The 25,042-nt window shown below is 74.0% G+C and carries 23 protein-coding genes and 1 pseudogene; 11 read left to right on the top strand and 13 right to left on the bottom strand.

Going from position 1 to position 25,042, the window contains the following annotated elements:
• Nucleotides 1–15: 15 nt before the first annotated feature.
• From ACA511_RS18290 to ACA511_RS18320, 7 genes are all read left to right on the top strand, one after another.
• Nucleotides 16–324 (top strand): DUF6703 family protein, encoded by a 309-nt coding sequence (locus ACA511_RS18290; protein ID WP_375025550.1) that lies wholly within the window; start codon nucleotides 16–18, stop codon nucleotides 322–324.
• Between the two features lie 32 nt (nucleotides 325–356).
• Complete coding sequence (locus tag ACA511_RS18295; protein ID WP_375025551.1) at nucleotides 357–1,307, top strand: metal ABC transporter substrate-binding protein; 951 nt, start codon at nucleotides 357–359, stop codon at nucleotides 1,305–1,307.
• Nucleotides 1,304–2,053 (top strand): metal ABC transporter ATP-binding protein, encoded by a 750-nt coding sequence (locus tag ACA511_RS18300; protein ID WP_375025552.1) that lies wholly within the window; start codon nucleotides 1,304–1,306, stop codon nucleotides 2,051–2,053. Before ACA511_RS18295 ends, ACA511_RS18300 begins: the two co-directional genes overlap by 4 nt.
• Before the next feature lie 5 nt (nucleotides 2,054–2,058).
• On the top strand, nucleotides 2,059–2,946 hold the full coding sequence (locus ACA511_RS18305) for a metal ABC transporter permease (protein WP_375025617.1): 888 nt from the start codon (nucleotides 2,059–2,061) through the stop codon (nucleotides 2,944–2,946).
• Nucleotides 2,943–3,329, top strand: a complete 387-nt coding sequence (locus ACA511_RS18310; RefSeq protein WP_375025553.1) for a Fur family transcriptional regulator — start codon at nucleotides 2,943–2,945, stop codon at nucleotides 3,327–3,329. Before ACA511_RS18305 ends, ACA511_RS18310 begins: the two co-directional genes overlap by 4 nt.
• 181 nt (nucleotides 3,330–3,510) lie before the next feature.
• On the top strand, nucleotides 3,511–5,124 hold the full coding sequence (locus ACA511_RS18315) for a M4 family metallopeptidase (protein WP_375025554.1): 1,614 nt from the start codon (nucleotides 3,511–3,513) through the stop codon (nucleotides 5,122–5,124).
• A gap of 114 nt (nucleotides 5,125–5,238) precedes the next feature.
• The gene (locus ACA511_RS18320) at nucleotides 5,239–5,664 is read left to right on the top strand and encodes an OsmC family protein (RefSeq protein WP_375025555.1); all 426 of its coding nucleotides are present in this window, start codon (nucleotides 5,239–5,241) and stop codon (nucleotides 5,662–5,664) included.
• Nucleotides 5,665–5,672: 8 nt separating this feature from the next.
• Here the strand turns inward: ACA511_RS18320 and ACA511_RS18325 are convergent, their stop codons facing one another.
• On the bottom strand, nucleotides 5,673–6,470 hold the full coding sequence (locus tag ACA511_RS18325) for an isoprenyl transferase (RefSeq protein WP_375025556.1): 798 nt from the start codon (nucleotides 6,468–6,470) through the stop codon (nucleotides 5,673–5,675).
• A complete protein-coding gene (gene recO, locus ACA511_RS18330) occupies nucleotides 6,467–7,252 on the bottom strand; it encodes a DNA repair protein RecO (protein WP_375025557.1) in 786 nt (261 codons plus the stop codon). The genes ACA511_RS18325 and recO overlap by 4 nt, the downstream gene beginning before the upstream one ends.
• 200 nt (nucleotides 7,253–7,452) lie before the next feature.
• On the opposite strand from recO, the gene ACA511_RS18335 reads away from it, so the two are divergent.
• Together ACA511_RS18335 and ACA511_RS18340 are read left to right on the top strand one after the other, a co-directional pair.
• A complete protein-coding gene (locus ACA511_RS18335) occupies nucleotides 7,453–8,478 on the top strand; it encodes a M4 family metallopeptidase (RefSeq protein WP_375025558.1) in 1,026 nt (341 codons plus the stop codon).
• A 10-nt stretch (nucleotides 8,479–8,488) separates the two neighbouring features.
• On the top strand, nucleotides 8,489–8,737 hold the full coding sequence (locus ACA511_RS18340) for a protealysin inhibitor emfourin (RefSeq protein WP_375025618.1): 249 nt from the start codon (nucleotides 8,489–8,491) through the stop codon (nucleotides 8,735–8,737).
• A gap of 154 nt (nucleotides 8,738–8,891) precedes the next feature.
• Here ACA511_RS18340 and leuA read toward each other — a convergent pair whose 3' ends face one another.
• From leuA to ACA511_RS18355, 3 genes are all read right to left on the bottom strand, one after another.
• Nucleotides 8,892–10,619, bottom strand: a complete 1,728-nt coding sequence (gene leuA / locus ACA511_RS18345; protein WP_375025559.1) for a 2-isopropylmalate synthase — start codon at nucleotides 10,617–10,619, stop codon at nucleotides 8,892–8,894.
• 244 nt (nucleotides 10,620–10,863) lie between these two features.
• Entirely contained in the window at nucleotides 10,864–11,643 is a 780-nt protein-coding gene (gene ddaH / locus ACA511_RS18350) for a dimethylargininase (protein WP_375025560.1), read from the bottom strand.
• A 1-nt stretch (nucleotide 11,644) separates the two neighbouring features.
• Nucleotides 11,645–12,256 carry a hypothetical protein gene (locus tag ACA511_RS18355; protein ID WP_375025561.1) on the bottom strand — a complete coding sequence of 204 codons (612 nt, stop codon included), beginning with the start codon at nucleotides 12,254–12,256 and terminating at the stop codon, nucleotides 11,645–11,647.
• 100 nt (nucleotides 12,257–12,356) lie between these two features.
• On the opposite strand from ACA511_RS18355, the gene ACA511_RS18360 reads away from it, so the two are divergent.
• The gene (locus ACA511_RS18360) at nucleotides 12,357–13,130 is read left to right on the top strand and encodes a hypothetical protein (RefSeq protein ID WP_375025562.1); all 774 of its coding nucleotides are present in this window, start codon (nucleotides 12,357–12,359) and stop codon (nucleotides 13,128–13,130) included.
• Here ACA511_RS18360 and era read toward each other — a convergent pair.
• The 3 genes from era to ACA511_RS18375 all read right to left on the bottom strand — a co-directional run bounded on the left by era (nucleotide 13,121) and on the right by ACA511_RS18375 (nucleotide 19,989).
• Nucleotides 13,121–14,044 (bottom strand): GTPase Era, encoded by a 924-nt coding sequence (gene era / locus ACA511_RS18365; RefSeq protein ID WP_375025563.1) that lies wholly within the window; start codon nucleotides 14,042–14,044, stop codon nucleotides 13,121–13,123. The genes ACA511_RS18360 and era overlap by 10 nt on opposite strands.
• Before the next feature lie 407 nt (nucleotides 14,045–14,451).
• Nucleotides 14,452–17,805, bottom strand: coding sequence for a BTAD domain-containing putative transcriptional regulator (locus tag ACA511_RS18370; protein ID WP_375025564.1), 3,354 nt, complete (start codon nucleotides 17,803–17,805; stop codon nucleotides 14,452–14,454).
• Between the two features lie 54 nt (nucleotides 17,806–17,859).
• Complete coding sequence (locus ACA511_RS18375) at nucleotides 17,860–19,989, bottom strand: MMPL family transporter (RefSeq protein WP_375025565.1); 2,130 nt, start codon at nucleotides 19,987–19,989, stop codon at nucleotides 17,860–17,862.
• Between the two features lie 105 nt (nucleotides 19,990–20,094).
• Between ACA511_RS18375 and ACA511_RS18380 the strand changes: the two genes are divergently transcribed.
• A complete protein-coding gene (locus ACA511_RS18380) occupies nucleotides 20,095–20,427 on the top strand; it encodes a cytidine deaminase (protein WP_375025566.1) in 333 nt (110 codons plus the stop codon).
• 13 nt (nucleotides 20,428–20,440) lie between these two features.
• On the opposite strand, the gene ACA511_RS18385 is transcribed toward ACA511_RS18380, so the two are convergent.
• The 5 genes and pseudogenes from ACA511_RS18385 to ACA511_RS18405 all read right to left on the bottom strand — a co-directional run bounded on the left by ACA511_RS18385 (nucleotide 20,441) and on the right by ACA511_RS18405 (nucleotide 24,888).
• Nucleotides 20,441–21,772: a hemolysin family protein gene (locus tag ACA511_RS18385; RefSeq protein WP_375025567.1), complete on the bottom strand. Its 1,332-nt coding sequence runs from the start codon at nucleotides 21,770–21,772 to the stop codon at nucleotides 20,441–20,443.
• The gene (ybeY, locus tag ACA511_RS18390; protein WP_375025568.1) at nucleotides 21,772–22,248 is read right to left on the bottom strand and encodes an rRNA maturation RNase YbeY; all 477 of its coding nucleotides are present in this window, start codon (nucleotides 22,246–22,248) and stop codon (nucleotides 21,772–21,774) included. The genes ACA511_RS18385 and ybeY overlap by 1 nt, the downstream gene beginning before the upstream one ends.
• A complete protein-coding gene (locus ACA511_RS18395) occupies nucleotides 22,245–23,678 on the bottom strand; it encodes a PhoH family protein (RefSeq protein ID WP_375025619.1) in 1,434 nt (477 codons plus the stop codon). The genes ybeY and ACA511_RS18395 overlap by 4 nt, the downstream gene beginning before the upstream one ends.
• Nucleotides 23,667–24,398 (bottom strand): annotated as a pseudogene (locus tag ACA511_RS18400) (PhoH family protein); the annotation flags it as partial. The pseudogene ACA511_RS18400 and the gene ACA511_RS18395, both read right to left, overlap by 12 nt.
• Nucleotides 24,399–24,543: 145 nt before the next feature.
• On the bottom strand, nucleotides 24,544–24,888 hold the full coding sequence (locus ACA511_RS18405; protein WP_375025569.1) for a histidine triad nucleotide-binding protein: 345 nt from the start codon (nucleotides 24,886–24,888) through the stop codon (nucleotides 24,544–24,546).
• Nucleotides 24,889–25,042: the final 154 nt, after the last annotated feature.

Below are 25,042 nucleotides of genomic sequence, written 5' to 3' on the forward strand. Positions count from 1 at the left end.
AGTACGTTGGTGCCTGTGGAGACGAAGGGTGAGCGCGGGGGCGGCCTGCGGGCGGCCGTCGAGCGGCGGAGCGCGGCGCCGGTGGTGTTCCTGCACCGGCTGCCGCGGTGGACGCTGCTCGTCGCGGTGTTCGCGCTGCTGGTGGTCGGCATGGCCGGCACGGGCTGGGTCGCGGCGGCCGGGCTGCTGGTCCTCGCCGTCGCGCTGGGCTGGTTCGCCTATCTCAACTGGCCCGTGCTGGACGGCTCGGGACGGCTGCTGCGGCTCGCCGCGCTGGCGGTCCTCGTCGGGTTCGCCCTGGGGCGCGGCATCGGCCGGTTTTGACAACCGTTTTCATCTTCGTCCATAATCGTCCCGTGCCCCGCCTCCGCGACCCCCTGCGCGCCCTCCCGGCGGCCGCCCTGGCCCTGGCCGGGCTCGCCGCGGGGCTGACGGGCTGCGCCGGCGCGGACGCGGACGTCCCGCCGGGCAAGACCGCCGTGGTCGCCTCGTTCTACCCGATGGCATGGCTGGCGGAGCGGGTCGGCGGAGACGACGTCTTCGTGCGGACGCTCACCAAGCCCGGGATGGAGCCCCACGACCTGGAGCTGACCGCCCGCCAGGTCGCCGGAGTCGAGGACGCCGACCTCGCCGTCTACGTCGCGGGCGTCCAGCCCGCCGTCGACGACGCCGTCCGCAAGCACGCGAAGGGCCGGTCGCTGGACGCCGCGTCCCTGGTGCGGACGCTGCCGCCGCCGGGCGAGACCGACGACGCGGAGGCGCACGACGGCGTCCGCCACCGCGAGGCGCCCTACGACCCGCACATCTGGCTCGACCCGAGCCGCATGGCGGCCGTCGCGACCGCGCTCGGCGAGCGGCTGGCCGCCGCCGACCCCGGCCGCGCGCCCGGCTACCGGCGGCGCGCCGAGGCGACGGCGGGCGAGCTGACCGGGCTCGACCGCGCCTTCCGGGACGGCCTGAAGACCTGCGCGCGCCGGGACGTCATCACCGCGCACGCCGCGTTCGGCTACCTCGCCGACCGCTACGGGCTGCGGCAGATCCCGGTCTCCGGGGTCGACCCGTCCGGCGGGCCCTCGCCGAAGCGGCTCGCCGGGCTGACCCGGCTGGTGTCCGCCACCGGCGCCACGACGGTCTTCAGCGAGACGCTGGTCAGCCCGAAGGCCGCGGAGGCGCTGGCCCGCGAGGCGGGCGTGCGGACCGCCGTGCTGGACCCGGTCGAGGGCATCGAGGACGGCTCGTCCGGCGACTACCTGACGATCATGCGAGAGAACCTGCGGACCCTGCGTCCCGCCCTGGAGTGCTCATGAACCGCCCGACCGAGGACGCGGCCCCGCCGCTCGCGATGACCGGCGGCGCCGTCCGGCGGGACGGCCGCGACATCCTCGCCGGCATCGGCCTGCGGGTCGAGGCGGGGGACGTGCTGGCGGTCCTCGGCCCGAACGGCGCCGGCAAGTCCACGCTGGTCAAGGCGCTGCTCGGGCTCGTCCCGCTGGCCGCGGGCCGCACCGAGATCTACGGCGAGCCGCCCGCCCGGTTCCGCGCCTGGAACCGGATCGGGTACGTCCCGCAGCGGCTCCCGATGGGCGGCGGCGTGCCGGCGACCGTCCGGGAGGTCGTGGCGTCCGGGCGGGTGGCCCGGCGGACCCGCGGCCTGCCCGCCCTGTTCACCGACCGGGCGGCCGACCGCGCCGCCGTCGACCGCGCGCTGCGGACGGTGGGGCTCGCCGAGCGGGCCCGCGACTCGGCGCACCTGCTGTCGGGCGGCCAGCAGCAGCGGGTGCTGATCGCCCGCGCCCTCGCCGGCGAGCCCGACGTGTTCGTGCTGGACGAGCCGACCGCCGGCGTGGACGCGCGCAGCCAGGCCGCGCTCGCCGCCGCCCTCCACGGGCTGGCGGGCGACGGGCGCACGGTGGTGCTGGTCGCGCACGAACTGGGCCCGCTGGAGCCGCTCGTCACCCGCACGGTCGAACTCGGCCACGGCCGCGTCGTCCACGAGACCACCGCCCACGCCGCGCCGGCCGGCCGGGCCGCGACCACGGGAGGGCCCGCGTGAGCGAGATGCTGCGGTACGACTTCATGCGCGTCGCCCTGGTGATGGCGGTGCTGATCGGGCTGACCGCCCCGGCCGTCGGCACGTTCATCGTGCAGCGCAGGCTGTCGCTGCTCGGCGACGGCATCGGCCACATCGCGCTGACCGGCATCGGGCTGGGGCTGCTCACCAGCACCTCGCCCGTCCTCGGCGCGCTGGTCGTGTCGGTGCTCGGCGCGGTGGCGATCGAGGTGGTGCGCGCCCGCAGCCGCAGCGGCGGGGACGTCGCGCTCGCGCTGCTGTTCTACGGCGGGCTCGCGGGCGGCGTGATCCTCACCAACGCCGCGGGCGACGGCTCGGCGAGCCTCCAGTCCTACCTGTTCGGCTCGATCAGCAGCGTGACGGTGGCCGACCTGTACGTGGTCGCGGGGCTCGCCGCCGCCGTCCTGGCGATCATCGCGGTGTTCGGCCGCGAGCTGTTCCTGCTGTGCCAGGACGAGGAGGTCGCGCGGGCGGCGGGCCTGCCCGTCCGGTTCCTCAGCGTGCTGATCGCCGCGACCGCCGCGGTCACGGTGGTGATCTCGATGCGCGCGATCGGGCTGCTGCTGGTCAGCGCGCTGATGGTGGTCCCGGTGGCGGCGGCGCAGCAGCTCACCCGGGGCTTCTGGGGGACGATGCTGGCCGCGATGGGGATCGGGGTCCTGTCCGCCGTTTCGGGTCTCGCCGGGTCCTTCCAGTACGATCTGCCTCCGGGCCCCTCGATCGTGCTGCTGGCCCTCGCGGCGTTCACGGTCGCGGTCGCCGGGGGCTCGGTGGTGCGCCGCAGGCGCGCCCGCGCGGTCGCGGGCGACGCCGTCCACGCCGGTCCCGGTGCGGAGGCGCGCGTCGATGCCGAGGCGGAGGTGCTCAGGGGATGACGACGGCCCGCCGCGACGCGGTACGGCAGGTGCTGGCCGGCTGCGAGGGTTTCCGCAGCGCGCAGGACATCTACGCCGACCTGCGCGCCGACGGCTCCAAGATCGGCCTCACCACCGTCTACCGGGCGCTCCAGGCGCTCAGCGACGCGGGCGAGGTCGACGTGCTGCGCACCGACGAGGGCGAGGCCGTCTACCGCGCCTGCCGGACCGAGCAGCACCACCACCACCTGGTCTGCCGCGACTGCGGCCGCACGGTCGAGGTCGAGGGCCCGGCCGTGGAGCGCTGGGCGGACGCGATCGCCGCCGAGCACGGGTTCACCGGCATCACGCACACCGTCGAGGTGTTCGGCACCTGCGGCGAGTGCGCCGCGAAACCGCGCTGACCCGGCGGCCTCCGTTTACTGATCGGTAGCAAGACGCGTACTTCACACGCTCTGTAGGCAATTCTTGGCGAATTGTCATATCTACAACCGTCCTGCCCTATGTCATAAATGTCCCCGTCGTCACCACAGGCCCGACGGCGGGCCTCTCGGGGGTGCGTGGCGCCCGCACGAGAGGGCGTACATGACAAGACGGGCGTTCACCAGCCGAAGGACCGTGCTCCTGGCCTCGGCGACCCTGCTCGCGACCGCCGGCACCGCGCTGCCGGCGTCCGCGCGGCAGGCGCCGTCCCCGCCGACACCCCAGCAGGCCGCGGAGCGCGCGCTCCACGCGCTCGCCGGACGCGGCGCGCAGGTGCGCGGCGGCGAAGGGCAGACGTTCAAGGTCGTCCGGGTCTCCCTGGACCGGGACGGCACCTCGCACACCCGGATGACGCGCACCTACGACGGCCTGCCCGTCCTGGGCGGCGACCTCGTCGTCCACCAGTCGGCGTCCGGCGCGTGGCACGGCAGCAGCGGCAGCCTCGCCGAGGCCCCGGCCGACTCCAGCCCCGAGGTCTCCGCCAAGACCGCCGGGAAGCGCGCCGTCACCGGGCACCGCAAGGCGGAGGGCTCCCCCGCGCTCGTCGTCGAGGCGCGCACCGCCGACCACCAGCCCCGCCTCGCCTGGCGCGTCCAGACCGCGGGCACGCGGGCCGACGGGACGCCGAGCCGCGTGTTCACCTCCGTGGACGCCGCGACCGGCAAGGTCCTGCTGCGCGAGGAGACCATCCGCACCGAGGCGGGCGACGGCAAGTCGCTCTACACCGGGACGGTCCCGCTGAACACCACCAAGTCCGGCAGCACCTACCAGCTGAAGGACCCGTCGCGCGGCAACACCTACACCGGCGACGCCGGGAACGAGACCGACCTCTGCTTCCTCTCCTGGTGCTTCAGGCGCGCCCCCGCCACGCTGTTCACCGACGCCGACAACCACTGGGGCAGCGGGACCACGTCCGACCGCGCCACCGTCGCCGTCGACGCCCAGTTCGGCACCGACATGACCTGGGACTTCTACAAGAACGTCTTCGGCCGCACCGGCATCGCCGGCGACGGCAAGGGGTCGTTCAACCGCGTCCACTACGGCGACGGCTACGCCAACGCGTTCTGGGACGACTCGTGCTTCTGCATGACCTACGGCGACGGCGACGGCTCCCAGCTCGGCCCGCTCACCTCGCTGGACGTCGCCGCGCACGAGATGAGCCACGGCGTCACCAGCAGCACCGCGAACCTCACCTACTCCGGGGAGTCCGGCGGGCTGAACGAGGCGACGTCCGACATCATGGCCGCCGCCGTCGAGTTCTACGCGAACAACGCCGGCGACGCCGGCGACTACCTGGTGGGCGAGGAGGTCGTCCTGCCCGGCCTCGGGCAGCCGGCGCTGCGGTTCATGGACAGGCCGAGCCGGGACGGCAACTCCGCCGACTCCTGGTCGTCCGGCACCAAGAACCTCGACGTGCACTACTCCTCGGGCGTCGCCAACCACTTCTACTACCTGCTGTCCGAGGGCAGCGGCGCGAAGACGATCAACGGCGTCTCCTACAACAGCCCCACGTCCAACGGCTCCGCGGTCACCGGCATCGGCCGGGACGCCGCCACGAAGATCTGGTACCGGGCGCTGACCACGTACATGACGTCCTCGACCGACTACAAGGGCGCGCGCACCGCGACCCTGAGCGCGGCCTCCGACCTCTACGGCGCGGGCAGCGTCCAGTACGGCACCGTGGCCGCCGCCTGGTCCGCGGTGAACGTGAACTAGGACCCGGCTCCCCGGGGAGGACGTCCCCGCGCCCGCGTCCGATGTGCCGCGCGGGCGCGGGGCTTTCCGGGGTTGATGATCCACGCGGTGCGGCCATGGTGAAGAATCGGGGGCATGGCTACGACACGCACCGCAAACGCGCATTGGGAAGGCTCTCTCATCGAGGGCCAGGGGACCGTCTCGCTGGACTCCTCGAAGCTCGGCACCTACGACGTGACCTGGGCGTCGCGGTCGCAGGAGCCGGACGGGCGGACGAGCCCGGAGGAGCTCATCGCCGCCGCGCACTCCACCTGCTACTCGATGGCGCTCTCGCACGCCCTCGCCGGGGCCGGCACGCCGCCGGCGAAGGTGGACACCAAGGCGGAGGTCACCTTCCAGCCGGGCGAGGGCATCACCGGCATCCACCTGACCGTCCGGGCGAGCGTGCCCGGCCTGTCCGCGGCCGACTTCGAGAAGGCCGCGCGGGACGCCAAGGAGAACTGCCCGGTCAGCAAGGCCCTCGCGGGCACCACGATCACCCTCGACGCCGCTCTCGGCTGAGGACGGCGTCAGCCGGCGGCGGCGGGCTCCACCGCGTTGGGGACCGCTCCGCCGTACCGGCGGTCGCGGGAGGCGTAGACCTGGCACGCGTGCCACAGGTGCCGGCGGTCGAAGTCCGGCCAGAGCGTGTCGAGGAACACCATCTCCGCGTACGCCGACTGCCAGAGCAGGAAGTTGGACGTGCGCTGCTCCCCCGACGAGCGCAGGAACAGGTCCACGTCCGGGATGCCGGGCTCGTCCAGGTAGCGGGCGAAGACCTTCTCGGTGATCTTGTCGGGGTTGAGCCTGCCGTCCCGGACGTCGCGGGCGATCGCCGCCGCCGCGTCCACGATCTCGGCGCGGCCGCCGTAGTTCACGCAGAACTGCAGGGTGAGGACGTCGTTGCCGCGCGTCATCTCCTCGGCCGTCTCCAGCTCGCTGATGACGCTGCGCCACAGCCGCGGCCGCCGGCCCGCCCACCGGACCCGGACGCCCATCGAGTGGAGCTGGTCGCGGCGGCGGCGGATCACGTCCCGGTTGAAGCCCATGAGGAAGCGCACCTCGTCCGGCGACCGCTTCCAGTTCTCGGTGGAGAACGCGTACGCCGACAGGTAGGGGACGCCCAGCTCGATCGCCCCCATGATCACGTCGAAGAGCGAGTCCTCGCCGCGCTTGTGCCCCTCGGTGCGCGGCAGCCCGCGCTCCTTCGCCCAGCGGCCGTTGCCGTCCATGACGAGGGCGATGTGCCGCGGCACGAGCTCCGCGGGGATCGCGGGCGGGGTGGCGCCGTCGCGGTGCGGCTCCGGCGGCGATACGGCCCTTCTCAAACTCGCTCCCTGTCGATGTCGTCGTGCGCTTCGGGGTGTGCGCCCGGGTGCGCCTCGCGCTCCACATGGCGCAGCGACCGGATCCCGTGTTCCAGGTGCCACTGGAGGTAGGCGGCCACCAGGCCGCTGGTCTCGGCCCGGTGGCGCTGCTCGCTGCCGTCGGCGTACGCCCAGTCGCCGCGCAGCAGCGCCACCATCAGCGCGAACGTCGGCGGCGCCGGGGTCGCGGCGCCCGGCTGCCGGCAGTTCGCGCAGACCGCGCCGCCCGCCGCGATGGCGAACCCGCGCAGCCCGCCGCGGGTGCCGCAGCGGCAGCACTCGTCCAGCGCGGGCGCCCAGCCGGCGACCGACAGCGAGCGCAGCAGGAAGGCGTCCAGGACGAGCCGGGGGTCGTGGCCGCGCTCGGCGAGCGTGCGCAGCCCGCCGAGCAGCAGCAGGAACTGCCGCAGCGCGGGCTCGCCCTCCTCGCTCGTCAGCTTCTCGGCCGTCTCCAGCATCGCCGTCCCCGCCGTGTAGCGGGGGTAGTCGGCGACCAGCGCCTCCCCGTACGGGCGCAGCGTCTCGGCCTGCGTGATGAGGTCGAGGGAGCGGCGCTCGTACAGCTGGAGGTCGACGTGGGTGAACGGCTCCAGCCGCGCCCCGAACCGTGACCGGGTCTTGCGGACCCCCTTCGCCGCGGCACGGATCCGGCCGGTGCGCCGGGTCAGCACCGTCACGATGCGATCGGCCTCGCCCAGCTTCTGGGTGCGCAGGACGATGCCTTCGTCGCGGTAGAGGGTCACCCGTTCATTCTGACGCACGCCGCGCGATGCCTCGGTGCGAGGTCCGGACATCTCCCCAGGATCTCCACAAGGCGCCCGGACGATGCCGCTGCGCTTAGTAACAATCACATACCGTGACCGGATTCGGCCGCGCCGGGAGGCCGAAAGCCATGGCCCGAACTCCGCGGAGCTGGCAGCGTTGTGGCATGAGATGCCACATCGTGCCACCGCACATGCTGGAGCGGATCGCCCGCGACGCCGATGATCCGGCCCTCCGCGACCGCGCCCGCCGTACGCTGGCGCTCACCTCCGCGCAGTTCGCCGAACGGAGGACGACCGCGGCCGGGGCTCCCGCCCCGTCCGAGGACTTCGTCCCCGACCGGACGATCGGCGACGCAGGGGGGCGCGAGGAGCTCCCCGGCCGCACCGTCCGCGCGGAGGGCGCGCCCGCCACCGGAGACAAAGCCGCCGACCAGGCCTACGACTGGCTCGGCGCGACGTTCGACTTCTTCGAGGCCGCGTACCGGCGCAACTCGATCGACGGCGCCGGGCTGCGGATGGTCTCGACCGTCCACTACGGCGACAAGTACGACAACGCGTTCTGGGACGGCAAGCAGATGGTGTACGGGGACGGCGACGGCGTCCTGTTCACCGGGTTCACCGGCCCCCTCGACGTCACCGGGCACGAGCTCACCCACGGCGTCACGCAGTACACCGCGAACCTGGAGTACCGCGGCCAGGCGGGCGCCCTCAACGAGTCCGTGTCGGACGTCTTCGGCTCCCTCGTCAAGCAGTGGCAGCGCGGGCAGACCGCCGACCGGGCCGACTGGCTCATCGGGCAGGGCCTCCTCGCGTCCGGCGTCGACGGCGTCGCGCTCCGCTCGATGAAGGAGCCCGGCACCGCCTACGACGACCCCCGCCTCGGCAAGGACCCGCAGCCCGCCCACATGGACCACTACGTCGAGACCCAGCGCGACAACGGCGGCGTCCACATCAACTCGGGCATCCCCAACCACGCCTTCTACCTCGCGGCCACCGCCATCGGCGGCAACGCCTGGGAGAGGGCCGGGCGCGTCTGGTACGACACGCTCACCGGCGGCACGCTGGCCGCCGACGTCGACTTCGCCGGGTTCGCCGCCGCGACCGCCGCGACCGCGATCCGGCTCTACGGCGCCGACGCGGCCGAGACCAAGGCGGTGAGCAAGGCCTGGGCGGACGTGGGCATCCCCGTGCGGGCGAACGGATAGCGCGTTGAAAGTGACAATCGTCCGCAGCGGAGGGTTCACGGGGATCGAACGGCACGCCGAGTCCGACAGCGCCAGCGACCCCATGCTGGCGAGGCTCGTCCACCGGGTGGACCTGAAGACGGTCCCGCCGCCGGGCCGGATCCCGGACCAGTTCCTCTACGAGATCGACATCGACGGCGACCGCACCACCGTCGGCGAGGCCCAGCTCCACGGGCCGCTCCGCGAGCTGGTCCACCACGTCCTCGGTCGCGCCCGCTGAACCGCGCGCGGGGACCGCGGGTGCCTCCCGGCGCCCGCGCTCCCCGCGCGTCCGGATCCAGCGCGCGGTCGCGGAAGGCGGGCGAAGCCCTCCCGGCCGGGCAGGCCGGCCGGCGTGTCATGCCGCAGCCGTGCGGCGTGACCGCGCAGGCCGCCTACGCCTCTCGCGTGCGGGACACCCGGTTCACCGCGGACAGGATCGCCTTGAGGGACGCGGTCACGATGTTGCCGTCGATTCCGGCGCCCCACACGGTCGCGCCGTCCCCCTCGCCGAACCGCACCTCGCACTCCACGTAGGCGGCGGCTCGCGCGTCGCCGCCCGCGCTCATCGCGTGCTCGGCGTAGTCCAGCACGCGCACGTCGATCCCGATCGTGGCGAGCGCGTCCTCGAACGCGGAGACGGGGCCGTTGCCGACGCCCTCGATCTCGCGGATCTCGCCGTCCACGCGGATGTCGCAGCTGAGCGCGTCCTTCTCGTCCACCCGGGAGGTGGCGCGGTGCGCCAGCAGGCCGGCGCGCGGCCCGTTGCCGAGGAACTCGGCCTGGAAGATCTCCCACATGCGCTCGGGCGTGACCTCGCCGCCCTCGCTGTCGGTGTGCTCCTGCACGACCCGCGAGAACTCGATCTGGAGCCGGCGCGGCAGCTCCAGGGAGTGCTCGGTCTTCATGATGTAGGCGACGCCGCCCTTGCCGGACTGGCTGTTGACGCGGATCACGGCCTCGTACGTGCGGCCGACGTCGTGCGGGTCGATCGGCAGGTACGGGACCTCCCAGCGGTACTCGTCCACCGGGGCCCCGGCGGCCTCGGCGTCCCGCTTCAGGTGGTCGAAGCCCTTGTTGATGGCGTCCTGGTGGGAGCCGGAGAACGCGGTGTAGACCAGGTCGCCGCCGTAGGGGTGGCGCTCGTGGACGGGCAGCTGGTTGCAGTACTCGACCGTCCGGCGGATCTCGTCGATGTCGGAGAAGTCGATCTGCGGGTCGACGCCCTGGGTGAACAGGTTCAGGCCCAGCGTGACCAGGCAGACGTTGCCGGTGCGCTCGCCGTTGCCGAACAGGCAGCCCTCGATGCGGTCGGCGCCCGCCAGGTAGCCCAGCTCGGCGGCGGCGACGGCCGTCCCCCGGTCGTTGTGCGGGTGCAGCGACAGGATGACCGAGTCGCGGTGGGCGAGGTTCCGGTTCATCCACTCGATCTGGTCGGCGTACACGTTCGGCGTCGCCATCTCGACCGTCGCCGGCAGGTTGACGATGACCTTCTTGTCCGGGGTCGGCTTCCACACGTCGTTGACGGCGTTGCAGATCTCGACGGCGTACTCCAGCTCGGTGCCCGTGAACGACTCCGGCGAGTACTGGAAGAAGATCTCGGTGTCGCCCATGTCCTCGGCGAGCTTGGCGCACAGCTTGGCGCCCTCGACGGCGATCGCGGTGATGCCGTCCTTGTCCTGGCCGAACACGACGCGGCGCTGCAGCGTGCTGGTCGAGTTGTACAGGTGGACGATCGCCCGCCGGGCTCCGCGCACCGACTCGAACGTCCGCTCGATCAGCTCGGGGCGGGCCTGCGTCAGGACCTGGATCACCACGTCGTCGGGGATGCGGTCCTCTTCGATGATCTGCCGGACGAAGTCGTAGTCGGTCTGGCTGGCCGCCGGGAACCCGACCTCGATCTCCTTGTAGCCCATGCGCACCAGCAGCTCGAACATCTTGAGCTTGCGGTGCGCGTCCATCGGGTCGATCAGCGCCTGGTTGCCGTCCCGCAGGTCGACCGCGCACCAGCGCGGGGCCTCGGCGATGACCCGGCCGGGCCAGGTGCGGTCGGTCAGCGCGATGGGCGCGAAAGTGCGGTAGCGCTGGAAGGGCATACCGGAAGACTGCTGTTGCGGATACATCCGTTGAGATCTCTCTGCTCGAACCTCGGCGGCCGACGTCCACGTCAAAGTCCCGCAGCGAGGGAGCCGACCTGTCCTACAGGCCCCCGCTGCGGCCGCTAAGGAGGAGCAGCTCACGCAACACGTTCGCCAAGTTAACAGATGCCATCCGGGTAACGGAAACCGGCGTCCGGATGCTGAGACGACCTGAGTCTCCCGCGTCTCACCGGAACACCCGCCGGAGCCCGCCGCATTCCCCGGCGGGTCAGGGGACGAGCACGGAGAGGCAGGTCACGCAGCCGTCGAGGGCCTCGAACTCGCTGATGTCGACGCTCGTCACGCGCAGCCCGTCCGCCGCCAGCCGCGCCGCCGTGCGCGGCGCGGACGCCGCCATCAGGACGTGGTCGGGCCCGAGCAGCACCACGTGGGCGCCCGACGGCTCGGGCGCGACGCGCAGGCACGGCAGCACCGACGTGTCCACCATGTCGGGCATGCCGATCAGCCCGCCGTCCGGCAGCGCGGTCAGCGCCGACTTCAGGTGCAGGCAGCCGCGGGTGTCCACCGGGACGACCCTCCGCCCGCCCAGCAGGTGCGCGAGCTGGCAGATGCCCTCCTCGTTCGTGCGCGCGCCGCGCCCCACGTAGACGGTGTCGCCGACGCTCAGCACGTCCCCGCCGTCCAGGGTGCCCGGTTCCTTGATGCGCTCGATCCGCAGGCCCAGCTCGCGCGCCGCCTGCTCCGCGCCCGGCCCCTCGCCCCTGCGGCGCTCCTCCCCCGACCGGCACACGATCGCGAGGTCGCCGGCGACGACCAGGGCGTCCTCGATGAACACGGCGTCGGGCTGCCCGTCGGCCGGCGGCGCCGCGCGGACCCGCCAGCCCGCCGACCGCAGCGCCGCGACGTACGCCTCGTGCTGGCGGGCCGCGAGCGCGGCGTCCACGGGACGGCGGGCGGCGTGCGTCACGATGCCCTCGGCGATCCGCGGGCCGGGGGCCCGGACGAGCGCCCTGCCCAGGTGCGCCGCGCCGCCGCCTATCGGCTCCATGTCAGCGTGACGCCCCCTCGGTGGTCACGATCACGCCGAGCGCGTACGCGCGGGACATGCCGAGCAGGTCCGCGATGCCGTGCAGGGCCTGCCGCTCGCCCTCGCCGAGCGAGCCGTCCGCCAGCCCGATCCGGACGGCCTGCGCGAGGAACCACTCCTTGGCCTCGACCGCCAGCTGCGCCCCGGCGAGGACGACCTCCCGCTCCAGGAAGGTGCGGCGCAGCGCGAGGTCGGCGTTGACGGCGTCCCCGTCGTAGTCGGGCTCGCCGTACCCGGTGACCGTCGCGATCGCGCGGGCGCGGGCCGCCGCGCCGGCCGGATCGCCCGCCCGCAGCACCAGGGCCGCGGCCGCCCGCATGCCCGCGGCCAGCGTCTCCGCCATCTGCTGCGCGGTCGGCGTCCGCAGCGCCGAGACGGGGAACCGGCCCCGGCACGTCCGGCACTCCACCGCGTGGCCGAGCCGCCACAGCGGGACCATCGGGACGAAGAAGACCGAGAACCAGCGGCGCCCGGCCCGCCTGCGGTAGGCGCGGTCACCTCCGCAGTGCGGGCAGTGGAACGTCCCCTCACTGACCGTACGGAACACCGCCGTGAGGCCGAAAACGAGCAACACCGGGGTTCTCCTCCCATAACGGACTTCGTCCAAAGTACCGACCCGAGAGCGCCGACGTGGCCGTCCCGGTCAATGCCGTTCCTGCCTTTACGCTGGGTTCATGACCGGTGACCTGGGTTCCGACGCGGGACGCGCGCACCCGCGCCCGTCCTTCCTGCCGCCCGTCGACGGCTACCCGCCGCCCGCCGGGGACCCGGCCGCGGCCGACCCGCAGCCGCCGCCGACGCGGCACGGCGCCCCGTGGATCCTCGCGATGATCGCCTCGGCGTCGGCGCTGCTGGTGTCGGCGTTCCTGCCGTGGGCGCGGGCGCAGGTCGTCGTCGACCTGTTCGGCCGCTCGCTCAGCCGCGACCTCGGCAGCGTGGCGGGCATCGACGCCGACGACATGGTCCTCGCCGTCCCCGTGCTGGCCGTCATCGCGATCGCGCTGGCCTTCTGGGACCTGATCGGCCGGGACGCGCGGATCGGCGGGCTCGCCGCCGTCCCGGGCACGCTCGCGCTGCTGGTCTGCGGCATCTTCGTGCTGCGGCTCGGCGACGTCCGCGACGACCTGCCCGACACCGGGCTCGACCTCGGCTACCAGATCACCGTCCGCTACGGCTGGTACCTCGGGGTCGTCGCGTCCCTGTTCGTCGTCGGCTTCAGCCTCGCCCGCCCCATCGGCGAGCGGGTGTCGCGGTCGCAGCGGGCGGACGCCTACCAGCCGCAGTACGCCTACCCCGACCAGCCGGGCGAACCGGGCGAGTCCGCCGTCTGGCCCGACGAGGACCAGGCGTGGAGCCGCCAGGAGGGCCCCCGGCCCGCCGAGGCCGATCCCGAGAGGGATCAGCGCCACTCAGGCGAGGGCCGGACCGACCGCCCCGGTCAGTCGTAGAACCCGAGCCGGCGCAGCTGCTTCGGGTCGCGCTGCCAGTCCTTGAGGACGCTGACGCGCAGGTCGAGGAAGACCTTGGTGCCGAGCAGCGCCTCGATCTGCCGCCGCGCCGCCGCGCCCACCTCGCGGAGCCGCGAGCCCTTGTGCCCGATGATGATGCCCTTCTGGCTGGACCGCTCGACGTACAGGTGCGCGTAGACGTCGACGAGGTCGGCGCGGCCCTCGCGCGGCGCCATCTCGTCCACCACCACGGCGATCGAGTGGGGCAGCTCGTCCCGGACGCCCTCCAGCGCCGCCTCCCGGATCAGCTCGCTGATCAGCACCTGCTCGGGCTCGTCGGTGAGGTCGCCCTCCGGGTAGAGCGGCATCCCCTCCGGCAGGTGGGAGATCAGCAGGTCGCCGACGAGGCCGACCTGGAACCCGTCCACGGCGGAGCACGGCACGATGTCGGCGAACTCCCCCAGCCGGCCGACGGCGAGGAGCTGCTCGGCGACCTGCTGGGGCGCGGCCAGGTCGGTCTTCGTCACGATCGCCACCACGGGCGTCTTCTTCACGCCGGCCAGCTCGCGCGCGATGTACTTGTCGCCGGGCCCGACCGGCTGGTCGGCGGGCACGCAGAACCCGATCGCGTCCACCTCGGTCAGCGTGGACCGGACGAGGCTGTCGAGCCGTTCCCCGAGCAGCGTCCGCGGCTTGTGCAGGCCGGGCGTGTCGACGACGACCAGCTGCGCGTCCGGCCGGTGCACGATCCCCCGGATGGCCCGCCGCGTCGTCTGCGGCCGGCTGCTGGTGATCGCCACCTTGGTGCCCACCAGTGCGTTCATCAGCGTCGACTTGCCCACGTTGGGCCGCCCGATGAAGCACGCGAACCCGGCCCTGTGCCCCTCGGGCGCCCCGTCTCCTGAACTCGTCACCGTCCAATTGTCGCCCACCCCGGCCGCCCTAACGCCCACCTCCTGAACCGCACCCCCATTCCCACCCCCTCAGGGGCCGCTCCTAAGCCGAAACACCACCCACAGTCACGCGCAACGGCCTACCCGCCGAGGGCGGTCCCAAGGGATCACCCGAGCCACCACACACGGGCATGCCCGCCGACGCAGGCGACCACAGCGACGCCGCACACACCAGAACAGGCAGGACAGACCGATCAGCGGCGCGAGGATCGCCTGCGTCGCCACGGGGGTTTCCAAGGGATCACCCCTCCCGAGCCCCGCACACGGGCAGGCACGCGGAGCGAGCGCCAGCGAGCGCAGCGGGCATGCCCGCCGACTCAGGCGACCACAGCGACGCCGCACACGCCAGAACAGGCAGGACAGACCGATCAGCGGCGCGAGGATCGCCTGCGTCGCAACGGGGGTTCCAGGGGGTCGCCCCCCTGGGCCAACACAGCCCTCTCGGTCCAGAAGGGGGCGCCGAGGCGGGCGGCCACGTCGGCGGCGGTGCGGTAGTGGGCGGCGGCCTCGGCGGGGCGTTCCAGGAAGCGGGCGAGGTCGCCGAGGACGTGTGCGACGGGGCCGAGCGTGGCGACGGCGGTCGCGCCGCCGGTGAAGCCGTCCTGGTAGGGCAGCAGCGCCGTGTATGCCTCTGCGGCCAGGGCGCGGTCGCCGAGGGCCATGGCGCGCAGGCCCCGGATCGGCATGGTGAGGTCGAAGAAGTAGTCGAGCCGGACGGGCCCGGCTCCGGCGACGATCCGGCGGGCCTCGGCGGTGCGGCCGGCGGCGGCCAGCGCGAGGGCGTGCACGTCCGCGGTGGCGGCGACATGGCCCCACTGCTCGTGCAGCCAGGCGGCCTCGTCCACCATTTCGCCGGCCCGCCCCTGGACGACCCGCAGGCAGAACGGGCCGAGGACCGCCATGCCGCGCTCGCTGAACCAGATCCGGGTCCGGCCGATGGTGCCGCCGACCTCCGCGAACGCGCGTTCGGCCTCGTCCGGCCAGGCCGTCAGGGCGCCCGCCAGCGAATCGTGCCAGCCGGAGATGCGGGCGAGCAGGGGGAGGCCGTACTGGTCGGCGAGCCGCCGCCCCTCCGCGAGGTGCCGGTGCGAGGCGGGGATGTCGAGCAGCGCGACGTTCGTCTGCTGCAACTGCAGGTGCGCGAGGACGCGGTAGGTGCCGAGGTCGTGCTCGGTGGCGAGGTCGAGGAGTTCGGACGCGATGCGGTGCCGGTCGGCGAGGCCCTCCACGGTGCGGAAGTGGTTGATGTAGGAGCCGTTGAGCGCGGCGGCGACCAGTTCGGGGTCGCCGAGGGCGCGGGCCGTGCGCAGCGCTTCGCCGGACGCGGTGAGGCCCCGGTCGTGCTGCTCGCCCTCCAGCTCCATCGCCAGCGTGGTCAGCAGCCGGACGCGCAGTTCGCGCTCGTCCGCGGGGAGCCGGGAGAGCGCCTCGCCGGTCGCGTCCACGACCGTCGCGTCGAGGCTCCCGTACTCGCGGCTCGTCCACAGCGTGGGGACGTCGAAGGCGGCGATGATCCGTGCGAGGAGCCGGACGTCGCCGAACGCGCGGGCGTCGGCGATGACGGCGAGGCGCCGGTCGCGTGCGTCGACGACCTGCCCGGACAGCGCGCTCGCCCGGATGGCGGCGACCTCCGCCTCCAGCCGCTCGCCGGTCGCCCCGGGGCCCTGCGCGCGCAGCGTCCCGGCGGCCCGCGCCCACAGGTCGGCCGCGACGCCGTGCGCGTAGCGGGACTCGGCGGCCGCGGCGGCGCGCCGCGCGTAGCGGACGGCCTTGGCGGGGTCCGTGCCCGCTTCGAGGTAGTGGTGCGCGATCGCGGCGGCCTCGTCGGGGACGTGCCGTTCGAGCGCGGCGGCGACGCGGCCGTGCACGCGGGTGCGGCGGGCCCGCGACAGGCCCGTGTAGAGCGTGTCGCGGACGAGGGCGTGCGCGAACCGCATCCGGCCGGGCGCGGGCTCGGTGACGAGGTTGACGGCCATGCCCGCCTCCACGGCGTCGATCACCGCGTCCTCGTCGCCGGCCAGGTCGGACAGGACGCGCAGGTCGGCGTCCCGGCCGATGACGGCGGCGTCCCGCAGGACGGTCTGGACCGGTCCCGGCAGCCGCGCGATGCGGCGGCGCAGCACGTCGCCGACGCCGGCGGGGACGCGGCGGGTGGCGGCGGGCAGTCCCTCGGCGTCCAGCAGCCGGGCGGTCTCCCGGGTGAAGAACGGGTTGCCGCCCGTCCGTTCGGCGATGACGGCGAGTTCCGCGTCGCCGAGGCCGGTGGCGCCGGTGCCGCGGACGAGGGCGGCGACCTCGGCCGCGGACAGCCCGCCCAGCTCGATCCGGACCGGCTCGTGCCGGGCGAGGGCGGCGAGGGCGGCGGCGAGGCCGTCGGGCGCCTCGGTCTGCCGGAACGTGGCCACCAGCAGGGCGGGACGGCCCCGCAGCCGCCCGGCGAGCCGGACCAGCAGGGCGAGCGTCTCCTCGTCGGCCCAGTGCAGGTCGTCCAGGACGAGCAGCAGCGGCGCCGTCTCCGCGATCCCGGCGAGGTAGTCGCCGACGGCCAGGTGGAGCCGGAACCGCCCGGTGTTGACGTCGGCGTCGCCGGTTCCGGTGGCCGAGTCGTCCAGCAGGGGGCCGAGCCGCGCGCCGAGGCCCGCGGCGGGCGGGACGGCGGCGGCCAGCTCGCGCAGCAGCTCGGCCCACGGCCACGCCGCGGGCGCTCCCCCGGTCTCCTGGGCCCTGCCCCAGGCGCACGTCCAGCCCCGTCCGGCGAGGTCGCGGGCGAAGCGCTCGGCGAGCGCGGTCTTCCCCATGCCGGCGTCGCCGCCGACGATGACGAGGCCGCTTCCGCCCGCCTCCGCGCTGCGGGCGGCGCCGGCGAGCCGGGCCAGTTCCTGGGCGCGTCCCACGAACGGAGACCGTTCGGCGGGCTCGGGCGCCGGCCGCGGAACGGCACGCACCGGGACCGGTTCGCCCAGGTCGTGCGCCTGGGCGAGGATGCCGGCCTCAAGGCGCCGCAGCGCCGGGCCGGGATCGACGCCGAGTTCCTCGGCCAGGGCGGCGCGGGCGCGGCGGAGCGCGGCCAGCGCGTCGCCCTGGCGCCCCGCGCGGTAGAGGGCGAGGGCGAGCAGCCGCCACGCCTCCTCGCGCAGCGGGTTCCCGGCGGCGTGGGACTCCAGGTCGGGGACGGCCTCGGCGGCGGCCCCGACGCGCAGCATCGCCTCGGCGCGGCGTTCCACGGCGAGGCGGCGGCGCTCGTCCAGGCGGGCGGCCTCGGCGGCGGCCCACGGCAGGTCGGCGAACTCGGCGTAGGCGGGGCCGCGCCATTCGGCGAGCGCGGCCTCCGCGCGGCGCCGGGCGAGCGCCGGGTCCGCCGCGAGCAGGCCGCCGGCCGCGTCGATCAGCGCGTCGAACCGCCACGCGTCGACGCCGCCGTCCGGCAGCCGGAGCGCGTAGCCGGGCGGCTCGGTGACCAGGACCCGCGCGGGCGTGCGCGGCGGACGGTCCGGTTCGAGCGCGCGGCGCAGGTGGGAGACGAACGACTGGAGCCCGGCGGCGGCGCGGGGCGGGGCGGCCTCCGGCCACAGGTCCTCGACGAGCCGCCCGGCGGGGACCATCCGGCCCCGCGCGGCGACGAGCCGCGCCAGCACCGAGCGCTGCCGGGGACCGCCGAGGTCGGCGGGCGCTCCCGCCACCTCCGCGCCGAAGGCCCCGAGCACGCGTACGGCAGGCGACATGTCCCGGTCAGCGTAACCGGGACATGTCCGACCTTCGCGATCACTCCCCCCGGATCAGGCGCGGCTCGGCTCGGGCTCCCGTTCCGCCGCCGCCGGCACGGCGCCGCCGTGCGGGCCGAGGTCCGGCAGGACGCGGGCGAGCGGCCCCGGCAGCCACCAGTTCGCCCGCCCGAGCAGCGCCATCGTGGCGGGCACCAGCACCAGCCGGACGACCGTCGCGTCCAGCGCCACCGCGACCGCGAGCCCCACCCCCATCTGCTTGATCACCAGGCCCGGGTCGGCGGCGAAGCCGAGGAACACCGCCACCATGATCAGCGCCGCGCTGGAGATGACCCGGCCGGTCGCGGCGAGGCCGGAGGTGACCGCGCCGCGCGCGTCGCCGTGCAGCAGCCACTCCTCCCTGACCCGCGACAGCAGGAAGACCTCGTAGTCCATCGACACGCCGAACAGGACCGCGAACAGCAGCAGCAGGATGAACGACGACACCGGGACGCTGTGCGGGAGCCCGAGGAGCCCCGCGCCCCAGCCCCACTGGAACACGGCCGTGAGCACCCCGTACGCGGCGCCGATCGACAGCAGGTTCATCGCGGCGGCCTTCAGCGGCGCCACCAGCGACCGGAAGACGATCATCAGCATGACGAAGGACGTGGCGACGACCACCCCGATCACCGGCCAGAGCCGGTCGGACAGCGTCCGGGACAGGTCCACGTAGGCGGCGGTCAGCCCGGTGATCTCCGCGCCGGGCGGCAGGACCTCCGCGCGGATCCGGTCGACGAGGCCGGTCGCCCGCGCGTCCTGCGGCCCGTAGTCCGGGGTCACCGCGATCACCGCCGCGTCCCGGCGCGGGGACAGCAGGGCCGGTGCGACGTCCGCGACGCCGGCGGTGCGCGCCAGCCGCTCCCCGAGGCCCGGCAGCAGGCCCGGACCGGTCCCGTCCAGGTCGACGGCGACGAGCAGCGGCCCGTTGGCGCCGGGGCCGTAGGCGTCCGCGACGATGTCGTAGGCCTGCCGGACGGTGTTGGACGTCGGCTCGCTGCTGGCGTCGCTCGGCCAGGTCCGCATGCCGAGCGCGGGCGCGGCCAGCGCGAGCATCAGCACCGACGCGGCGAGCAGCCACGGCCACGGGTGCCGCCCGACGTGCCCGGCCCACCGCCGCACCCGCGGCGACTCGACCGCGATCGCCGCGCCGGCGGCGCGGTCGCGGCGGCGCAGCACCCGCCGGCCGGCGAGCCCGAGCACCGCCGGCAGCAGGGTGATCGCGCTCAGCACGGTCGCCGCGACGACCAGACCGGTCGTGAAGCCCATGGTCATGAAGACCGGGATCCGGGAGAGCACCAGGCCGCACAGCGCCAGCAGGACCGTGAACCCGGCGAAGAGCACCGACAGGCCCGCCGTGGCGATGGCGCGTCCCGCCGCCTCGGGCACGTCCAGCCCCGCCGCGAGCCCCTCCCGGTGCCGGGTGAGGATGAACAGGGCGTAGTCGATGCCGACGCCGAGCCCGACCATCGTCGCCAGCGTCGGCGCGGTGGTCGCGACGTCGGTGACCGCGGCGGCCAGCGTGATCCCCGACACGCCCACGCCGAGCCCGGCGAGCGCCACCACCAGCGGCAGCCCCGCCGCCACCACCGACCCGAACGCCAGCAGGAGGATCGCCAGGGCCGCCACGATCCCGACGGCCTCGGCGACGCCGCCCGGCGCCGTCACGTTCTCCGGCACCTGGCCGCCGAACTCCACCCGGTACCCGGCCGCGTCCAGGTCCTTCGTCGCCGACCGCAGCAGGCCGAGCGTCTCGCCCGGCGCCAGATCGGTGACGGGGACCGAGTAGCGGACGGTCAGCAGCGCGGTACCGCCGTCCCGGCTCGGCTGCGCCGGGCCGACCTCGCTGACGTGCGGCAGCCCGCGCAGCTCGCCCGCCGCCGCGGCCAGCCTCGTCCGGTCCACCGTCCCGGACGGCGCCTGGACGACCACCCGCGCGTCCGCGCCCGCCAGCGCGGGGAACCGCTCCCGCAGCAGATCGGTGGCCTGCTGCGACCCCGTCCCGGCCAGCGTGTAGTCGTCGTGCAGCGCGCCCCCGGCCGCGCCCGCGGAACCGGCCGCCGCGGCGACGAGCACCAGCCACACGACGATGAACCGCCAGGGCCGCAGCGCCGCGGCCCTCCCCAGGCGGTAGAGCAGACGGGACATCGGTTTCTCCCCCAGAACGGCGTTTCTCCGACCGTCCGAGGATCGCGCGGCGGCCTTGCCGCCCACTTGGCGGTGACTTGCGGGCCACCCCGTACGCTGGGCGGCGTGAGCGAGCTGAACCCCGAGGACGCGAAGATCATCACCCTGGCCCGGTCGGCGCGGGCCCGCACGGGCGCCGCCGAGGGCGCCGCCGTGCGCGACGAGACGGGCCGCACCTACTCCGCCACCAGCGTGGACCTGCCGTCCCTGAAGCTGCCGGCCCTCGAGGTCGCCGTCGCGATGGCCGTGTCCAGCGGCGCCGAGGACCTGGAGGCCGCCGCCGTCGTCACCGCGGCCGGCGCCCCCGACCCGTCCGGCGTCACCGCCGTCCGCGACCTCGGGCCCAAGGCGCCCGTCCTCGTCGCGGGCCCCGACGGGACCCTCCGCACGACCCTGTGACCCGCCGCGCCGGCTAGCGCGACCGGTCGGGCTCCCCGTTCCCGGACGCGTCCGCGGCGGTCGCGCCGAGCCTGTGCACCAGCACGGTGCCGATGCGGTTGCGGCGGCCGGCGATCGTCTCGGCCTTCAGGGACAGGACGGGGCCGCCCTCGGCGGGGCCGACCTCGGCCGTGGAGCCCTCGATGGGGACGCGGCCGAGGGCGTGGGCCAGCAGCCCGCCGACCGTCTCGACGTCCTCGCCGTCGAGCTCCACGTCGAACAGCTCGGCGAGGTCCTCGACGGGGAGGCGGGCGGTGACGCGGGCGGCGCCGTCCTCCAGCCAGGTGACCGGCGGGATCTCCACGTCGTACTCGTCGGTGATCTCGCCGACGATCTCCTCCAGGATGTCCTCGATGGTGACGAGGCCGGCGGTGCCGCCGTACTCGTCGATCACGATCGCGACGTGGATCTGCCGGGCCTGCATCTCGCGCAGCAGCTCGTCGATCGGCTTGCTGTCGGGCACGTAGGTCGCCGACCGCATCACCGAGTCGACCGTCTCGACCGACTCGCCCTCGCGGTGCTCCTGGCTGCGGCGGACGACGTCCTTCAGGTAGGCGATGCCGACGACGTCGTCCTCGTTCTCACCGACGACGGGGATGCGGGAGAAGCCGCTGCGCAGCGCGAGGGACATCGCCTGCCGCAGCGTCTTGGTGCGCTCGACGAACACGATGTCGGTGCGCGGCACCATCACCTCGCGGACGAGGGTGTCGCCCAGCTCGAACACCGAGTGGATCATCTCGCGCTCGACCGGCTCGATGAGGCTGCGCTGCTCGGCGAGGTCGACGAGGTCGCGCAGCTCCGCCTCGGACGCGAACGGGCCCTCCCGGAACCCCTTGCCGGGCGTCAGCGCGTTGCCGAGCGCGATCAGCAGCGCGGGCAGCGGCCCGAGCACCCGCGTCACCGGGTGGATCACCGCGGCGCCCGCCAGCGCGATCCGGTCGGCGTGCTGGATGCCGAGCGTGCGCGGCCCGACCCCGATCACCACGTAGCTGACCAGGATCATGATCGCGGCGGCGGTGACGTAGGCGCGCCACGTCTCGTCCAGCCAGGAGATGCACAGGTCCGCCACGATCACGGTCGCGACCAGCTCGCAGCCGATGCGCAGCAGCAGCACCATGTTGACGTAGCGGGCGGGGTCGGCGACGACCTCGGCCAGCCGTTTCGCGCCGCGCCGCCCCTCGCGCACCACCTCGTCGACGGTGACGCGCGACACCCGGGCGAGCGCCGTCTCGGTGCCCGCGAGCAGGCCCGCCATGAAGACCAGGCCCACCGCCAGGGCGGACAACCACGCCTGCGTCGTGCTCATCAGCCGCCGCGTTTCTCCCGCCAGGAGGTGAGCAGCTCGGCCTGCAGGCCGAACATCTCCTTGTGCTCCTCCGGCTCGGCGTGGTCGTAGCCGAGGAGGTGCAGGATGCCGTGCGCGCACAGCAGCTCCAGCTCCGCCTCGGTGCCGTGCCCGGCCTCCCGCGCCTGCCGCTCCGCCACCGACGGGCAGAGGACGACGTCGCCGAGCAGCCCCGGGTCGGTCTCGCCGTCCTCGTCGGCGCCGCCGGACATGTGGCCGGGGCGCAGCTCGTCCATGGGGAAGGACAGCACGTCGGTGGGGCCCGGCTCGTCCATCCACTTCTCGTGCAGCTCGGTCATCGCGGCCTCGTCGACCAGCAGGACCGACAGTTCCGCCAGCGGGTGGACGCGCATGCCGTCGAGGACGTGCCGGGACAGCTCCGCGATGGCCTTCTCGTCGACGGGCACGCCCGACTCGTTCAGCACCTCGATGCTCACTGCTGCCGCCCCCGCTTGCGGGACCCGCCGCGCCCGCCCTGCTTGAGCTCCGGCACGCGCGCCTCGTCCCAGCGGCTGTAGGCGTCGACGATGTCGGTGACGAGCTTGTGCCGGACGACGTCGCGGCTGTTCAGCCGGCAGAAGTCGATGTCCTCGACGCCCTCCAGGATGTCCTGGACGACGCGCAGCCCGCTCGTCTGCCCGTTCGGCAGGTCGACCTGGGTGACGTCGCCGGTCACCACGACCTTCGACCCGAAGCCGAGCCGGGTGAGGAACATCTTCATCTGCTCGGCCGAGGTGTTCTGCGCCTCGTCCAGGATGATGAACGAGTCGTTCAGGGTGTTGTGGGTCAGGAGGAAGTCCTCGGTGACGTACAGGGAGTCGGCGGCCGCCACCTGGATGCACACGGCCTCCGCGGACCCTGCGGGTTCGATGCCGTCGATGAACCGCATCGGCCGCCCGCCACCGGACGACCGGTACTCGTCCACCTTCCGGCGGAGCCTGAACGGAACAACGCCGGGCGGCAGCCGCAGGTCGAGGACGAAGGCGTCAGGCCGGTAGGACACCGGACGCCCGCTGGCCCTCCCAGGAGCGCGGCCCCGCATCGGACGCGGACGGAGATGGGCGACACCACCGAGTGACCTGACCAGGAAGAGCACATCATCGCGCAGACGGCGCGAGGTGGTGGCGTACTGGACGCGGCAGGCCCGCCCGTCCTGTGTCACAGGCCGGCCGTCGGCGTCCAGCAGCCCTTGCAGGACTCCGAGCCGCACCTGCGCGGAGTTGTAGAGGTACTCCTCCGGCACGAACTTGCTCTCCGAGCTGGTACCGCACAAGCCCAGGCTGCGCATGACACCCGTGACCGGGTTCTCGATGGTGATGACCTGACCGGGCTCGGCGATCCGGTTGGACACATCGTCCGGCCCGCTCTTGTGCCGGACGGACGCACCGGGCAGGAGCCCGTCGAGCGCCTCCGCCAGTTCCGGATCTCCGGTGGCGAAGCTCGGAGTCGTGGAACCCGTCAGGCATCCGTCGCCCAGCAGCGACCCGAGAGCGTAGGGGTCCATGGGGACCTCCCGGGCGGGGAGGCTGACGGGCCGGCTCAGCAGCGGCAGCTCATACCTGCGGGCGCGCGCGGCCCCCAGGTTTCCGATCATCTCGCGGGTCTCCAGAACTCGCGGGGGCCTCCCTCTGTGCCGGTCGTCCCTGGTCGTGACGGACCAGAGATGGTCGGCCGTGCACAGGGTGGAGGCTCCATCCTGCGCCGTCAGCCGGAAGATCTCCTTCTCACCCTGCGGATAGACGCCCAGGACCGGCGTCGGCTCCCCGTTCGAGCCTATGACGAGGTCGCCGACCCGCAGGTCGCCGATCGGGCGGTATCCGTCCGGGGTCAGAACCTGGGTGAAGACGGGCTGCGCACGGCCGCGCATGTAGGCGAGCGGCGCGACCTCGATGGTGCCGGCGGCCATCAGGCGCGGGATCGAGTCGGGGTCGACCATGTCGTGCAGCGCGTCGTACAGCGGCCGCAGGTACGGGTCGATCTTCTCGTAGAGCGTGCCGGGGAGGAACCCGAGCCGCTCCCCCGCCTCGACCGCGGGACGCGTCAGGATGATGCGGTTGACCTGCTTGTCCTGCAGCGCGCGGACGGCCTTGGCCATCGCCAGGTACGTCTTGCCGGTGCCGGCGGGGCCGATCCCGAACACGATCGTGTGCTTGTCGATCGCGTCGACGTAGCGGCGCTGGTTCAGCGTCTTCGGGCGGATCGTCCGGCCCCGGCTGGACAGCACGTCCAGGGTGAGGACCTCCGCCGGGCGCGCGCCGCTCTCGCCGCGCAGCATCGCCAGGCTGCGCTCGACGGCGTCGGGGGTGAGCTGGGTGCCGCCCTTGAGCAGTTCGAGCATCTCGGTGAAGAGCCGGGACACCATGTCGGTGTCGGCCTCGGCGCCCGTCACGGTGATCTCGTTGCCGCGGACGTGGATGTCGAGGGCGCTGCCGAACGCCTGCTCGACCGCGTGGAGCAGCTCATCCCGGGAGCCGAGCAGGCTCACCATCGAATGGTCGTCCGGCACCACGATCTTGATCTGCGAGCGCGAGCCGTTCCGGTCGCCGCGCCCCGTGCGAGTTGCCCTCGGGTGAGTTGATTCGACCATCAGCCGGGCCTTGCGGCCTTCGGACCTGCCTTCTGTCTGCTCCGGGTGTCCAGGTACGTCGGTTCCATCGTACTGGGCACCCCTGACAGGACGCCGAGGGGTTTTTCGCGCGGCGGGACGCCCCGCGGCGTCCTCCGGCGCCCGGTCAGCCGGGCGGCCAGTTGAGGCCGCGGCCGCCGAGCACGTGCGCGTGCACGTGGAAGACGGTCTGCCCGGCCTGGGCGCCGGTGTTGAGCACGAGCCGGTAGCCGCCGTCGGCGACTCCCTCGTCGACGGCGACCTGGTGGGCCTCGCGGACGACCTCGGCGAGCAGCCCGGCGTCGGCCGCGGCGAGCTCGGCGGCGGTCGGGTGGTGCTCCCGCGGGATGACCAGCACGTGCGTGGGCGCCTGCGGGTTGATGTCCCGGAACGCCACCGTCCCCGCCGACTCGCGGACGATCTCGGCCGGCACGTCCCCGGAAACGATCTTGCAGAACAGGCAGTCGGTCATCGGTCTCCCCTCGCAGCGGCCCGGGAATCCTATCGACAAGCGCCCGGCCGCGGCCCGCCGCGCCCCGCGCCGGACGGGTTTTCGGCGCTCGTCCTTTCCGTTGCCGTCACCATGACCACCGGTCACTGGCTAAGGTTGTCAGCTCAAGGCGTAC

This window comes from Actinomadura sp. GTD37 (assembly GCF_041951365.1).
Classification (GTDB): Bacteria; Actinomycetota; Actinomycetes; order Streptosporangiales; family Streptosporangiaceae; genus Spirillospora.

What these genes read in the sequence shown, in the direction of transcription:
- ACA511_RS18300 (WP_375025552.1), top strand. Translation starts at nt 1,304, where the DNA reads ATGAACCGCCCGACCGAGGACGCGGCCCCGCCGCTCGCGATGACCGGC.
- ACA511_RS18305 (WP_375025617.1), top strand. Translation starts at nt 2,059, where the DNA reads ATGCTGCGGTACGACTTCATGCGCGTCGCCCTGGTGATGGCGGTGCTG.
- ACA511_RS18310 (WP_375025553.1), top strand. Translation starts at nt 2,943, where the DNA reads ATGACGACGGCCCGCCGCGACGCGGTACGGCAGGTGCTGGCCGGCTGC.
- ACA511_RS18315 (WP_375025554.1), top strand. Translation starts at nt 3,511, where the DNA reads ATGACAAGACGGGCGTTCACCAGCCGAAGGACCGTGCTCCTGGCCTCG.
- ACA511_RS18320 (WP_375025555.1), top strand. Translation starts at nt 5,239, where the DNA reads ATGGCTACGACACGCACCGCAAACGCGCATTGGGAAGGCTCTCTCATC.
- leuA (WP_375025559.1), bottom strand. Translation starts at nt 10,619, where the DNA reads ATGTATCCGCAACAGCAGTCTTCCGGTATGCCCTTCCAGCGCTACCGC.
- ddaH (WP_375025560.1), bottom strand. Translation starts at nt 11,643, where the DNA reads ATGGAGCCGATAGGCGGCGGCGCGGCGCACCTGGGCAGGGCGCTCGTC.
- ACA511_RS18360 (WP_375025562.1), top strand. Translation starts at nt 12,357, where the DNA reads ATGACCGGTGACCTGGGTTCCGACGCGGGACGCGCGCACCCGCGCCCG.
- ACA511_RS18370 (WP_375025564.1), bottom strand. Translation starts at nt 17,805, where the DNA reads ATGTCGCCTGCCGTACGCGTGCTCGGGGCCTTCGGCGCGGAGGTGGCG.
- ACA511_RS18375 (WP_375025565.1), bottom strand. Translation starts at nt 19,989, where the DNA reads ATGTCCCGTCTGCTCTACCGCCTGGGGAGGGCCGCGGCGCTGCGGCCC.
- ACA511_RS18385 (WP_375025567.1), bottom strand. Translation starts at nt 21,772, where the DNA reads ATGAGCACGACGCAGGCGTGGTTGTCCGCCCTGGCGGTGGGCCTGGTC.
- ACA511_RS18395 (WP_375025619.1), bottom strand. Translation starts at nt 23,678, where the DNA reads ATGCGCGGCCGTGCGCAGCCCGTCTTCACCCAGGTTCTGACCCCGGAC.
- ACA511_RS18405 (WP_375025569.1), bottom strand. Translation starts at nt 24,888, where the DNA reads ATGACCGACTGCCTGTTCTGCAAGATCGTTTCCGGGGACGTGCCGGCC.